Here is a 15076-nt window from a genome sequence, read left to right on the forward strand (position 1 = left end):
TATCATTTACTTTTTTTCTTCTCGATTTAACTGCTTGATTCACTGTTAAATATACAAAAAACAAACCAAAAAAACAATTAAAATAACTGATAATCAACGTATTAAATCCATAACTTAATGACATTGGACGCTCGCTCCAGCGGGAGGGGTATTTATCTATTTATAATGTATAAACTTTTTGTCTCAAAAAGATAGTAACTCCAAAATTATTATTCCAATAATTTTGATACATCAACAGTATCATATTCTTCAACTATACTTTTAAAAAGTTCAATTAAAAAAAGAAGTTTTGTTGGATCTCCAGCCGCACTAAATATACTATTCTTTATAGAATAACCATACCAATCTGTTTCTGAGGACTCTATTAAAGAATACTCAATATGAACATTTTCTAGTAAAGTATCTACCAAATCTATTTTGACACTCCATCCAGGATTATCTATAGTTTCAATTTTTACACCATAAGAATGTTCCCAATCTCCATCACAATTAAGTTTATACCAACTTTCTAACCATTTAATTATATCCATATCTTATACTTTGCTGTTTTATCTTGGCAGCTCATTCGGCTCTGCAGCTCTAGCTCCTCCAGGAACATTTTTCCCTTGAACGTGAGGTGTAGGTATAGATTCACCTGTTTTCTTATTTACGTGTGGTGCACCAGGGCTACCGTCAGGTTTTCCACCATCATATCTTTTAGTAGGATTAAAATGTCCTGAATTTGTTTTTTCATATGTCTCATATTTGTGTATCTTTCCATTTGTACCTCGTTGAAAAGTTGTATGATCTCCTACAGCGTCGCGATTAGGTTCTAGTTTATTTGCGCCTCTTCCGCCACCACCTCTCGGAGTTGTAGCAACTAAAATTACAGCATCAATAGTAGTAGTTCTGTTTTCAATAGCAGTAGCATCTCTACCAGTTGTTTCTAAAGCTCTTGAAACCATCACTCCACTTTCTCCGTTCTTCCAGTAATTTATATCATCAGCTTGTTTTCCCGGCATCAAATCATATGTATAATCATACGAAGAATCAGGAAGCATGGTTTTTCCATCATAGCCTGGAGTTCCTCCGGTATTTTTTGTATTTACAGATTGATATTGAGAACCTGACAGAAAACCTATCAAAGCACCGTCATCCTTATACCAAGTTCCATTTTGATTAACAAAATCACCATCACTATCGCTCCAAGTTTGTCCATCGGTTCCACCTTCAGGTGGCCAAACTTGCATTCCGTCCGGATCAATAAATCTTAAAGGATTATTTACTACATAATTATACGGCGAATGCCTTCTATATTTCTCCGCCAGCGTATCTACCACACCCCATCTTCCCAGATCAGGCATATAGAATCTCGCTCCATAATCATACATCCCACTCCCTTGGAGCTCTTTCCCATTGTACTTATACTTGTACACAGGATTCCCAGATAAAACATTATATCCCTCATGCTTTAATCCAAACGGATAATAATTATTCTCCTCAATGATCTCTGCTCCCGAGCCGTTCTTAAAGTAGCTCAGTCTTGTATTTCCAAGATGATCAGTGTAATTATATACATACTTCCCGGTTTCAAAATTAAAATAGCCTTCTGTGGTAGGGAAGAATTTCAATGTACCGTTTTCATACTGAAAACCATCTAAATAATCTGTGGTTTCTGTACCGAAGATCTTTTTTACTTTTACCCCATCTGCCCTATACGTATAATCTGTTACTTTGGCATTCTGGATAACTTTTCCCGGTAAATTTAAATAATTATATTGAATGGAAATACCTTTATCCTGTTGAACAGTCACATTTCCGTTAAAATCATAGCTGATCGTACTTCCGGTACTTCCTGATGAAAGCGGATAACCGCTTAAGGCATTCCCCGTTCCCACCTCTTTAAGGTAGGCTAATTTATTACTCTGTTCACCATTTTCATAGTGATATTCCAGGTCATCCATTACTTCAGGAGCAGTATAGCCGGGAAGCTGTCTTCCTCTTCTGAGTAGGGATTTAATATTTCCGTTCAGGTCGTAAGTAAGCTTCTCATGGTATTCTCCTCTGTCTAAATTCATGGCATCCCAAAAACGTCCTTCTTTAAGACGGTTAATACCATCATATTCATAAGAGTAATTTCTCAGGACCGCATCGCTTTGGGTAATCCATGACATCTGTGAGATATTTCCGTTATATTTTGCAGAACCGGAAAACTGGCTGTCCGGTTTGTTGTACCTCAGCTCGTAAGCAAAGAGTTTATTCTGTAGATTGGAAGGTTCATTAAGTTTTGTAAGCCATCCTCTGATATTGTATGCATATTTGACACTTTGCAGCGGACTGCCGGTTGTATTTCCTACATTTTTGGTTTGTAACTGACCTAGATCATTGTACAGATTTTCAGCAAGAAGTTCCTTAGCTCCACCGTTGACCTCATTCCAATGTCTAACCAGCCTTTCCTGATGATCGTACTCAAAAGTTTCTTTGATGTTTACTTTAGTTGCATCTGCAGCTCTTTTATGCTCTGTAAGCGTATATTCCGGAACCCCTGAAAATTTCAGTAAACTTTCTGTTTTGGTGTATCCTCCGAGATGATTCAGAGAATGAGTCGCAATTCCCCTCCCTTTTTTGTCGTAGTAGGTATACGTTTTCGTCCAGCTTTCATTTTCTACATTTCTCACATAAGAGGCTGTAGGAAAGCTTTTGGTGCTGACATTCGAGGACTGGGTAGACTGAGGCAGTACTTCCTGACCTAAAATGGTCCCGGAAGCCGTCGGTGCCCCCTGAGGATAGGTATCATAATAACTGACTGTAAGAATTTTATCAATACTCGTAGGATAAGAAACGTTTCCGTATTCTATATTCATTCCACTCAAGGCAAAACTGCCTCCACGGGCTTCGTAAGAAACATTCGCAGCCTGATTATCAATATAATTCTGGATGTTCTGTCTTGGAGTACCGTCCCTTGAAATCCCTGTATAGGTAACTCTTCCAAACTGATCGTATTTGGTAAAATTCCACGACTGGTCAGCTGTAAAATTAGCGATTCCATTTTTCAGAACAGTATCCCGATATAGGATCACCTGGTCTTTTTTATTGTATACCATCTGTTCCCAGCCTTTTCCGGGAAGTTTCTTTTCTACAAGCCTGTTTCTTCCATCATATTTATACTGATAACACAGATGTTCCAAAGCGGAAGCAGATACTGATGTGGAAGCAGAAGCCAACGGTGGAATCACAACCGCTAACTGGTCATACTCATTATACACATAATAAGTATCTGCATTTTCTGAGGCACTGATGACTTTTCTGACCAATATCGTTTGTCCCTGACCATTCTTGAATTCTATGGTTTTATTGTTGTCTTCATCCGTAATGGTATTTTTATACAGTTGGGCTTCTCCGTAAGTTCCGGATACACTTAATTCGGAAGAAGTAGCTCCATCAACCCAACCAGTGACCGTGGTATATTTTTTCACCTCGCCTGCTATATTGGTCTCATAACCGAAACTAACAGGTTTGTTCTGCCAGTCAGCTCCAGGGTTTTTCTGACTCAAAACTCTGTCAAGCGGAGAATTTTCTAAACTTTTATGACTGAAAGGATAAGAATCATTAATACCGTTTGACTGATAATAAGAATTAGCACTACTTTCTACTCCGGTTTGAATATTTCCATTTTGTGAGGACATAGGAACCGGAAGCCAACCGTCTACCTGTCTCCCAAAACCATCATAAGGAATATGGGTTACCAGATCTTTTCCGGTAGGAGTAGATTTAATACTTACTGACTGCTTTGGTCTTCCGAGACCGTCGAAAAACTGAACACTCTGTATCTGCTGCAGAGATCCATCCGAAACTTCGGTCGGTACTAAATACTGTCTGGTATAAACATAATTTTCAGTATTTGAAATATTAACTGAATAATCAACTGTAATGGGCGTATAAGTATTCCCTGAATTACCGGGAGATGTTGTCCCAATATAGGCCCGAAAGCTCCCATTGACAGAATTAAACCTGAAACCGGGAAGCATACGTATACTTTGGGGATCTGCCACTTCAGTATTGGGAGCAGGGGGAGAATTTAATACGACCTGTCCATAGTGATGAATACCCCATAGTAATCCTATGCTTATATATATTTTTTTATACATACTTTTAAATTAATGGGTGGTACTGGATTTCATCTTAAGAAACTGTTCTTTCAGTTCTCGAATTTCTAAAACTGCATTCCCTAAATCCGTATTTTCTTTTTCTAATTTCTGAATTTTCTCCTGCTGATCCCTTAGCTGTCTGTTCTGTTCAATGGCATACAGTGTTAATTCTTCAATCTTCTGCAATAACTTAATTTGAAACTCTCCCACATTAACTCCTTCTTTTTCCATTACACTTGCAGAAGCTATTTCCGGTAAATGTTTTTTCTCTTTAATATGTTTGGCCACTTCTTCCAATTTTGGAAGGTCATAATTTTCTTCAAATACGAAATCGGCTGTCGGAGTAAGGGTAACTTTCAGTTCTTTGGTTTCAAGTTTACCATTTAGCAGAGCATTTCCATTGGAGGAAATCTTCAGTATTTCATTCATTGCCACTGGAGAGTTTAAAGCAATAGTTTGTGATGGAGAACTCAAAAGCCTCATCCCGTCATTATCCATTACCATAGCAACCTTAGAGAAATTCAAGGTTTCGTTGGAAGACAACCATCCGTTTGCAGTATTAGGGTCTGCCTTAACACCAAAACTCATATAGGTAGCTGCCGAACTTCTTAAAGAACCCCAGTTATTTAATGACCCATTCTCATATCTTATTGCAAGCGCATTAATTCCCTCTGTAGCATGAGTAGATCCTGCTAAAATGTTACCGAAAACATCCAGTTTTTCTCTAGGTTGTGTATTTCCCACTCCAATATTTCCGTTCTGGAGGATTGAAAATCTTTCAACCAAGTTTGTGGTATTTGTGTTGTCATTAACCAAAATAGAAAATTTTGATCCGTTCGTATTTCCTGATTCTTCAGTAGCTATTATTCGTGCTTTAGGAAAATTTAAATATCCCGCAAATTCCAAAGTAGGATATTTGGGATTAGCAGAAGAGGCACTCCATCCAGCTGTGGAAATTGTTATTTTACCACCGTTCTGGTCTGCTACTTCTAAATTGGAATGAGGCTCATGAGTTCCTATTCCAACATTGTTGGATACAGGAGTAGATGCTGGGCTCACAACACCTCCAGAAGTATATAACTGTGCTGAAATAAATTGAGCGGCTAAAATGCCGATAATGAATATTGTTTTTTTCATAATTTGAGTTTTTTATTGTTTGTAATTGTATTTGAATTCTTTAAGGATTTTTCCAGTGGTGCTATTTTCTCTTACCTCTTTCAGTCTGTTTGCAGTATCATAAATGTAAACCTCTCTGATGCCTGATGGTGGGCTAATACTTTTTACCCCAACCAACGGATCATAACTGTACGTACTGATTTGATAAGCTGATAATGCAGAATTGTTTCTAAATAGATCTAAAGTCAGCATGAGTGATTGTTCTGAGGCGTCGGTACTAAACTGACCATCATTAATAGACGCATTGACAATATTATCGATGAGTGCCTGCGGAATATCAGCAAGCTTAGCACCCCCTATTTTAGCTATAGGCTGGGTTTGGTTATACCCCCAGATGATAGTCGTTGAAGTGCCATCTTTTGTCGTATACTGCTGTAAATTACCTTTGGAATCATATCTGTCATAGGTAACTTCAGTAGACGGAGCACTGTTCTGAAGATCATAGGAAAGAACGGATAAAGGAAGAACCAGAGAGGAACTGTTGTTGGTAATTTCCGCAACAGTTTTTGGATAAATAGTCTCAGTTCTTGATAGTGCTTTTGTGCTGGTTCCAAGGGTTTGAGTTGTAGAAGTTTCTAAAGGAATACCAATCATATTTTTATCAATCATCAACTGGTTGCCTTTTTCGTGGGCGTACTGGTAAGAGGTTTCTGTAACGGTATTGTCGGAGGTTTTTACAGATACGGTTTTCACGTTTATTGGTTTATTAATATCAGTGTCATCATAGTCAGATTTCGTCACTGTTTTTATGACTTTATTTCCCGGAAAAAATTCTAAAGTTTCAGATTCAGTATTTTCTATTTTTCCAGAATTGATCGATATAATCTCTTTGTTTAATACGTATGTTTGTACAAATATGGTCTCATGCGGACTACTCGTAAGTCTCTTGGGAAATTTCGTTATATCCAGATTTAAGGCAAATCCTATCTGATTTGGATCTCCTGTAATAAACCCTGCTTTTGGATTTTTTAATGGATTAAAGATATATTTATTAGTTTCAACCTTCAAAGTATCTCCCAATTTATTTAAGATGATATTTTTTTCCAGTAATCCATTTTTCCAGTCATCATAGTTGGAATATATATGGGTATACATTCTGTCGCTGTCTGAATTATTTACCTGTGAAAAAACATTAACATTCTGTCCCAGATCATTATATTCTGTCACCTGTTTATAGGTAACAACATCTGAAGAACCATAGGTATTATGGCTGCTACTTGAATTGTTAACAACAAGATATTTTTGTACATATGGAGGATATATTTCAACTCCTTCATTGGTAAATCCAGCATATCTATTCAGTAATCTTGTATACTGAAAAGGCATATTCAGAACGCCACTGCTTTTATTGGTATTGGTAACCGAATCGAAGATATCGTATTTATAATTGTAAGCATTAACAATACTATTTTCATTTTTATCTTCAATTCTTTTAATTCTAAGTCCTCCAATCGGAACGTTTGTATTGATGGTATTGTTTTTTCCGTACACCACATCTATAGCATATCCACACTGACATTTACCCTGTCGGGATAAAGATATATTAAATGAATTATTGGTAGGAGAAACTTCAAACACTACAGGCTTTCCATTGGTTCCATAGTGCTGGCCTCCAGCAATTGCATTGCCATAACAGGATGTTTCGTGAATTTGATTTGTATCATCATCTACATTATTTTCGCAAGTATTACCGAATGTTAATCTTATTTGAGGGGCTAGTTTTCCATCAAAGAAACTTTGCGGAATAGTAACAGTCTGATTGACGTTTCCGAAATCGTCGGTAAATCCTCCTGCGCCTGTCGGTGCACTAAGGACCATAGCAAAATTATCCAGATATCCCACTGATAATTTGTTTTGTTAAAAAACTTATTAGCATTTTCATAATACAGATTTTTACTTCCACCTGTAGGGTATTCAATTTTGTTTAAAATACCAATCTGAGTATAGGCCGGATTGGTATTGCGATCTCTTGTATACCCTGGGTTTACCGCTATATTTTCACCTGCAGATATATAGTCTGTATAGACCTGGTTAGGAATATTATGAGACCCTTCATCGTACATAGTAGAGTTAATATACCCCCAATAATCATCATTATTAGAATTACGGGCAGGAAAAGGTATGCTTTCATTATAATAGAACTTATGATAATTATTCTGCAAATCATCATAAACGTTTAATAATTTAAGCCTGTGATTTTGAAAATCAGTGCCGATGTTTGAAGTAAAGTAAGAAAAATTCAGGTGATAATTCTTGATGATCTTTCCATACTTATCTTTCACAAGGACCTGGCGTAATGCTACACCATTTCCAGCAATGTCTTTTCTTATACTCGTCCCATCAGAAAAAGGCAATCCATCATTAGAATAATTGAAATAGACAGCTCCGTCAGGAAAAGTAATTTTTGTAATTAATTGCTCCATATTGGATACTACCCCCATGTATCTTTCATAATCAGGTAAACTAAGTGGCAGATTTACGTCTGTCATTACGTTTTTAGTAATATCAATATTTACTTTCTCAGTAATACTTTTTTCCTCATAGACATACGATTTTGCGTACTCAAATAAAATTTTCTTATTATTTACAGTTCTTATACTGTCTATTTGATACAGTGTTTGCGAAAAAGATCCGGTATCACCAGGTACACCCGAGTTGGCCATGGTGAAATTCTTAGTACTTAAAAAATAAATCGCTCCGTCAGTACTTACAATTTTAATACTCTTTTTATTATTTGTGGCTGTAATCAGCAAATCTTGATGAGGAATCGTATGCCCTGTATCATTATTAAAAATAAAACTTCCACCACCTAAAGGCAGCGAGTAATTAAATAGATCAGGTCTTGTATCATATATCCCTTCATAGTGATCGTCGACAATCTGCCGGACATCATTATCATACATCCCTACATTGATGATATTAGAAAATACAGTATTGATATTTTTGGTATACATTGAAGAAGATTTATCATCTTTATCCACAATATTCTGGTTGATACTGTTAGGAATATTTAGAGCCCATCCTAAACCTGCTATACTTGCTACTTCGTTTAATTTTATTCCTCCAGTATTGTAAGATAAAGAAATAGGGATATTAACCCCATCTACATTCACACTATAAAAAGGAATATTGATATTCACCTTTCCTCTGAACATATCGACCGGGAGTTTCCCAACTTTGTCCATCGCATAGGCATTCGCGGAAGTAGGAAAAGCTACGATATTTTTTTTCTGTGTGCTATTGTCTATACTATTAATCTGGGCATAGATAAGACTACAGCCAAGTATCATAATACTGATTATCGTTAATTTAAATATTTTTTTCATTGTTATTTTTTTATCAGTTTTGCGTTTGCTGTTTTATTATTATCCGTCTTTATGGTAACCAGATAAGCTCCCTGAATTAAATTCTGAGTATTAATCTTCGTCACTTTATTCTTCGTTTTCAAAGTCTGCAGCTGTCTTCCACCCATATCATACAGGATAATATCTGCTTCTTTGAATTCAAAGCCTATTTCTACATACGCATACTCTGATACTGGATTTGGATAAATCTTAATATCCTGTTTTTCGATCAGCTGATCAAGTTGTTTGTCTCCCAACTTAACGATCTTCCAGTTCTCCTTCCCTAATTCTTCGGCACTGGTTCCTGCCAGAATAATTGAGCCATCTCTGTTCAGCTTTATATCTGAAAGTCTTTCCTCACGCTTACTTGACTCGCCTTTGATGTATTTGCGCCATAGTTCATTGCCACCCTGATCCAAATACAACATCCAAAACTTCTCATCATCGGCTTCGATTCTTCCCTCAGTTTGCGTGTAGCCTCCAATTAAAATTCCTTTTGAAGCTTTGTCATCTGCTGAATGAAGTACACTCATTCCCATCAGGATATCTCTGTTTTTGAAGCTATAAGACTTCTGCCAGATCTCTTCTCCTCTTTCGTTAAGCGAGATTAACCATAGATCCGTTCCTTCCTCAATCCCAACCGTTTTATTGCCTGATCTTTCAGATCTGGATTCTCCACCAATGATATATCCATTTGAAGTTAAAGCCAGGGTTCTTAGATGATCATCTCCTTTTCCTCCGAAGTTCTTTTCCCATTCTACTTTTCCATCTTTTGAAAGTTTGATAATATAGTAGTCGCCTTCGCCAAAGTTTTCAGTTTTCTTTGATCCTCCAGTGTTGCTCCTTGAATAGATTCCCAACAATGCACCTCCATCTTTAGTCGGAATCATTCTCTCAACTTCATCAAGACCTTTTCCTCCTAAAATCGATTGTGACAGTTCTTTTCCGTTCTTATCGAGTTTTATAATTAAAACATCTTTTGATCCATAACCTTTAGCTGAATTCTGAACATTGCCTGCTACAAAGAATCCCAGATCAGTAGTCTGAATTACAGATCTTGCTTCTTCATCGGATGCCGACCCTAAAGTTTTCTGCCAAAGTTCATCTCCAAATTCATTTAACCTGATCAACCAAATATCAGAACCTCCTTTAGAATCTTCTTTTTTATCCAGACCTTTGTTGGAATAGCTTGTGCCTGCCAGAAGACTTCCTCCTTCCTGTGTAGAAACGGTTGCAGATAGATAATCATGATTCTGCCCTGAGAAATATTTTTCCCAAACCTGTTCGCCTTGCTGGTTTAATTTTACCAGATGAAAATCGTAGCCGTTATTTTGCTTACTGTCTCCTGCTTGAAGTTTACTGCTCTGAATTGAGCTTCCCGTGATCAAATACTGTTGATCAATAGTGGTCGTCACCTGGCTTAAGAAATCCTGAGTAGAGGATTTGATATCTTTCTGCCACAATACCTCCTGGGCAGATAGCCCCAGAAGAGTGCATAGAGTAAATGCACCGGAGTAGAATTTCTTCATCTTTTGTGTATTTTTAGTTTAAGATTAGCTTTTATAATTTTGGCGGTAAATTTAACACTTTTTAACGCATTTCAAATCTCTCTACTGAGATTTAATGTGAATTTTAATTAAGTAATTTATTATTAACACTTTGTCATTAATTGATGAACAAAATTAACTACATGACACGCCAAAACCTGTCGCATAAAAACAAAAAGAGCTGATCCCCGAAAGGATCAGCCCAAAACATTAACTGTTTATATAGATAGAATTATGATTTCTTATTTCCAGCCACCGCCTAAACTTTTGTAAATATCTACAACGGTACTCAGCTGTTTCTGTTTAGCTTCAATCAGCTCCATCTTAGCATCCAGAGCGTCTCTTTGATTCAGAAGAACCTCAAGGTAATCAGCTCTTGAATTTCGGAACAATTGGTTGGCTATATCTATAGACTGATCCAAAGCTTTTGTTTCCTGAGATTTCATCTGGTAGTACTGGTCTATATTTTTGACCTTTGACATTAAATTCGCTACATCCAGATATGCATGCAGGATTGTTTTATCATATTCATACAGCGACTGGATCTGTTTTGCATCAGCAGTCTGGAAGTTCGCTTTGATCGCGCTTTTATTAATCAGCGGACCAGCAAGTTCTCCTGCTAAATTATAAGCAATGGATTCCGGCAATTTAACCAGATAAGAAGGTTTGAAAGCTTCCAATCCTAATGTTGCAGAAATTTCAAGTGACGGATAAAACTCCTTTCTCGCTGCCTGTACATCCAGTTTTGCGGCTTTTAATTCCAATTCCGCCTGTTTGATATCCGGACGGTTGGCCAATAACTGAGAAGGTATTCCCGTATAAACCGTTTGCGGCATCGTAGACATAAAGCTTTCTTTCGTTCTCACGATAGGCTGTGGATATCTTCCCAAAAGAGCATTGATCTGATTCTCTTTCTCAGAAATATTCTGACGGACAGTGTATTCCGCAGCTTTGGATTTTGCCAGCTCCGCTTCAAATTTCTTCACAGCCAACTCCGTAGCAGCAGCTGCTTCCTTTTGAATTTTAGAAATCTCCAAGGCTCTTTGCTGCAACTGAATGTACTGCTGAATGATGTCCAATTGATTATCAAGCGCCAGCAATTCATAATAATTATCCGCTACTTCTTCAATAAGATTGGACAATACGAAGTTTTTACCTTCCACTGTAGAAAGGTAGTGAGCAACAGCCGCTTCCTTTTCAGTTCTGAGTTTCTTCCAGATATCAATCTCCCAGTTCGCCATCAGTCCCCCTTCAAAATTGCCCAGCGGATCCGGCATTTCTCTTCCCGGTTCTATTTCTGTAGTGGCATCACCAGCTCCCTCATTTGTATAGCGCCCGGCTTTTTTCAGACCTGCTCCTATTCCTGCTGAAACAGTAGGAGTCAGTTTTCCTTTTTTAGCGAGAACACCACTTTTTGCTATTTCAATTTCCTGAAGCGTAATCAGTAATTCCTGATTGTTTTTCAAGGAAATTTCTATTAAGCTAACCAAATTAGGATCTGTAAAAAACTGTCTCCACGGCGTTGTTCCGCTGTTTGCATTAGCATCCTGCTGCTCTTCCTGATTGAAATTCTGAGGCAGGTTTTCTTTTACTTCATCTTTTATCACGGTCGCCATTGGAGCTCTACAGCCTGTGAGAACAAGCAATAAAGCACTGGCTACTATATACTTATTATAAATCTTCATGTTTGTTATCGTGTTGATAAGGTTCAGTTTGTTCTGTTAAAGGATTCTCTTCTTCATATTTTGCCAGTTTCGATTTCTCTGCAATGGTTCCGAAAATGTAATACAGTCCAGGAATAATCATCAGCCCGAAAATAGTTCCTATCAGCATCCCTCCTGCGGCGGCAGTACCAATCGTTCTGTTACCTACAGCTCCCGGTCCGGTTGCCATTACCAACGGAATAAGACCTGCGATGAATGCAAATGAAGTCATCAGGATTGGACGGAAACGGATGGCTGCTCCTTCAATCGCTGCCTGAGCTACCGGAATTCCTTCTTCTGCTTTCTTCTGAACGGCAAATTCTACGATCAATACAGCATTTTTACCCAAAAGACCAATCAACATGACCATCGCCACCTGAGCATAAATGTTGTTTTCCAATCCTAATAATTTCAAGCATAAGAATGCTCCGAAAATACCTGTCGGAAGAGATAAGATCACCGGCAACGGAAGAATAAAGCTTTCATACTGCGCGGCAAGGATCAGATATACAAACCCCAGACAAACAAGGAAGATAAAGACAGCTTCGTTTCCTCTGCTCACCTCGTCCTTGGAAATACCGGCCCAGTCGATACCGAAACCTCTAGGAAGTGTTTTATCCGCAACTTCCTGAATCGCTTTAATGGCCTGTCCACTACTGTATCCCGGAGCAGGAGTACCACTTACCTCCGCGGAATTGTACATATTGTGTCTTGTGATCTCTGATAATCCATATACCTTTTCCATTCTCATAAAATCCGAGTACGGAACCATCTGCTCCTTATCATTTTTCACATAGAGTTTCAGCAGATCCGTAGGCAGTGCACGGTATTGAGGACCAGCCTGCACAATTACTTTATAAGGTCTGTCGAAACGGATAAAGCTGGTCTCGTAGTTGGAACCGATCAATGTAGATAGATTATCCATCGCACTTTGTATCGTTACCCCTTTCTGCTCGGCAAGATCATTATCTACTTTCAGCATGTACTGAGGGAAACTTGCAGAATAGAATGTAAATGCAGATCCAAGCTCAGGGCGTTTCTTTAATTCTTTAACAAAATCGTTACTTACCTGCTCCATTTTATGATAATCTCCACTTCCTGCTTTATCCAGCAAACGGAGTTCAAAACCTCCTGCAGCACCGTAGCCCGGAATGGAAGGCGGCTGGAAGAATTCTATATTGGCACCAGGAATATTCTTGGCTTTTTCTTCAAGTTTTTCAATGATCTCGGCAGCAGATTCTTTACGTTCTTCCCAGCTTTTAAGGTTAATCAGACAGGTTCCTGAGTTGGATCCTGTACCTTCCGTCAGAATTTCATATCCTGCTAATGAAGAAACAGACTGTACCCCATCAATATCTTCAGATTCTCTTAATAATTCTTTGGCGATCTGGTTGGTTCTTTCAAGAGTAGATCCTGGAGGTGTCTGGATAATGGCATAGATCATCCCCTGATCTTCCGCCGGAATAAATCCTGAAGGAAGTGAGTTGCTCAGGAAGAATGTACAGGCACAAAATGCGAGTAATAAAGGAAGTGTAATCGATTTTTTCTTAACTGTTTTGTTAAGCATTTTCTCATATCTTCCGGCTCCTTTCGTGAATAAATTGTTGAATTTATCTAAGAAAATAGTTATTGGGGTTCTCTTTTTAGCTTTTCCATGATTGTTTCTTAAGATCAAAGCACACAAAGCCGGAGTCAGTGTCAAGGCTACAACCCCTGAAAGGATGATCGCAGAAGCCATTGTAATAGAGAACTGACGGTAAAATACTCCAACCGGACCGGACATAAATGCAATCGGAATGAATACGGATGCCATTACCAAAGTAATCGCGATAATCGCCCCACTGATTTCATGCATCGCTTCTTCCGTAGCTTTTAGTGGAGAAAGTCCTTTTTCTTCCATCTTGGCATGCACCGCTTCAATCACCACGATCGCATCATCGACGACGACCCCGATGGCCATTACCAATGCAAAGAGCGAGATCATGTTCAGGGTAATTCCAAATGCAGACATGACAGCAAATGTACCGACCAGTGAAACCGGAACAGCTAAAGCAGGAATTAAGGTTGAACGCCAGTCACCAAGGAACAGGAATACCACAATGGCCACCAGAATAAAGGCTTCAAAAAGAGTATGAATAACCTTTTCCATGGATGCATCCAGGAATCTGGAAACATCATAACTGATGTCATAGTGCATTCCTTTCGGAAAATTATTTTTCTCAAGATCTTTCATCAAAGTTTTCACATTTTTGATAACGTCACTTGCATTGGAACCGTAGGATTGTTTTACGGTAATCGCTGCAGACGGTTTTCCGTTCAGTGTAGAATAAATATCATACATTGAGGAACCGAATTCTATATCTGCAACATCTTTTAATCTTACAAACTCCCCGCCTGGTTTCGCTTTTAAGATAATATTTCCATAATCTTTTTCATTGTTGAAACGTCCGGAATATTTCAGGATATATTCAAATGACTGAGAACGTTTTCCTGAACTCTCCCCTGTTTTACCTGGAGAAGCTTCTAAACTCTGCTGGTTCAGGGACTCCATCACTTCATCTGCGGAAATATTATAGGCCGTAAGCCTGTCCGGTTTAAGCCAGATACGCATGGCATATTCACGGGTTCCGAGGATATCTGCGAAACCTACCCCACTTACCCTTCTCAATTCAGACATTACGTTGATATCAGCATAGTTGAAAAGGAATTTCTGGTCAGCTTTAGGGTCGTCACTGTACAGGTTAATGTACATCAACATGTTCGGTTCTTCACGGGTAATTTTTACCCCTTCGCGCACTACCAGAGGCGGAAGCTTGTTAACAACGGAAGACACACGGTTTTGAACGTTTACTGCGGCTACATTGGGATCTGTTCCGAGATCAAATACAATCTGAATGGAAGCTTCCCCGTCGTTACCGGCATCGGAGGTCATATATTTCATACCCGGAACTCCATTCAAACCTCTTTCGAGGGGAATAACCACTGATTTGATCAATAGTTCGTTGTTGGCTCCCGGATATTCTGCGGTTATATTTACTTTAGGTGGTGAAATAGAGGGAAACTGGGTCACTGGAAGTTTTACCAGCGACAGGACTCCCATAAATACGATGATCAGTGAGATCACGATAGACAGAACGGGTCTGCGGATGAATTTCTTAAACATACTGCTTCGTTTTAAG

General features: G+C 38.4%; 7 protein-coding genes. All 7 read right to left on the reverse strand.

Translation table 11 applies throughout. The features are described 5' to 3' along the window. Positions 1 to 209: 209 nt before the first annotated feature. On the reverse strand, positions 210 to 530 hold the full coding sequence (locus tag HHL23_RS17480) for an immunity 53 family protein (RefSeq protein WP_169236072.1): 321 nt from the start codon (positions 528 to 530) through the stop codon (positions 210 to 212). A gap of 18 nt (positions 531 to 548) precedes the next feature. Next, a complete protein-coding gene (locus HHL23_RS17485; RefSeq protein WP_169236073.1) occupies positions 549 to 4127 on the reverse strand; it encodes a DUF6443 domain-containing protein in 3579 nt (1192 codons plus the stop codon). 9 nt (positions 4128 to 4136) lie between these two features. Then, the gene (locus HHL23_RS22575) at positions 4137 to 5264 is read right to left on the reverse strand and encodes a hypothetical protein (protein ID WP_228464821.1); all 1128 of its coding nucleotides are present in this window, start codon (positions 5262 to 5264) and stop codon (positions 4137 to 4139) included. Between the two features lie 12 nt (positions 5265 to 5276). After that, positions 5277 to 7145 (reverse strand): hypothetical protein, encoded by a 1869-nt coding sequence (locus tag HHL23_RS17495; protein ID WP_169236074.1) that lies wholly within the window; start codon positions 7143 to 7145, stop codon positions 5277 to 5279. Positions 7146 to 8631: 1486 nt separating this feature from the next. After that, the gene (locus HHL23_RS17500) at positions 8632 to 10176 is read right to left on the reverse strand and encodes a T9SS type A sorting domain-containing protein (RefSeq protein ID WP_169236075.1); all 1545 of its coding nucleotides are present in this window, start codon (positions 10174 to 10176) and stop codon (positions 8632 to 8634) included. A gap of 260 nt (positions 10177 to 10436) precedes the next feature. Beyond that, positions 10437 to 11879 (reverse strand): TolC family protein, encoded by a 1443-nt coding sequence (locus tag HHL23_RS17505; RefSeq protein ID WP_169236076.1) that lies wholly within the window; start codon positions 11877 to 11879, stop codon positions 10437 to 10439. Then, positions 11866 to 15060 carry an efflux RND transporter permease subunit gene (locus HHL23_RS17510; RefSeq protein ID WP_169236077.1) on the reverse strand — a complete coding sequence of 1065 codons (3195 nt, stop codon included), beginning with the start codon at positions 15058 to 15060 and terminating at the stop codon, positions 11866 to 11868. Before HHL23_RS17510 ends, HHL23_RS17505 begins: the two co-directional genes overlap by 14 nt. Between the last annotated feature and the right edge of the window lie 16 nt (positions 15061 to 15076).

It is taken from the genome of Chryseobacterium antibioticum (assembly GCF_012927325.1).
Classification (GTDB): Bacteria; Bacteroidota; Bacteroidia; order Flavobacteriales; family Weeksellaceae; genus Chryseobacterium; species Chryseobacterium antibioticum.

Coding starts and splice junctions, on each gene's coding strand:
- HHL23_RS17480 (WP_169236072.1), bottom strand. CDS start 530: ATGGATATAATTAAATGGTTAGAAAGTTGGTATAAACTTAATTGTGAT.
- HHL23_RS17500 (WP_169236075.1), bottom strand. CDS start 10,176: ATGAAGAAATTCTACTCCGGTGCATTTACTCTATGCACTCTTCTGGGG.
- HHL23_RS17505 (WP_169236076.1), bottom strand. CDS start 11,879: ATGAAGATTTATAATAAGTATATAGTAGCCAGTGCTTTATTGCTTGTT.
- HHL23_RS17485 (WP_169236073.1), bottom strand. CDS start 4,127: ATGTATAAAAAAATATATATAAGCATAGGATTACTATGGGGTATTCAT.
- HHL23_RS17510 (WP_169236077.1), bottom strand. CDS start 15,060: ATGTTTAAGAAATTCATCCGCAGACCCGTTCTGTCTATCGTGATCTCA.
- HHL23_RS22575 (WP_228464821.1), bottom strand. CDS start 5,264: ATGAAAAAAACAATATTCATTATCGGCATTTTAGCCGCTCAATTTATT.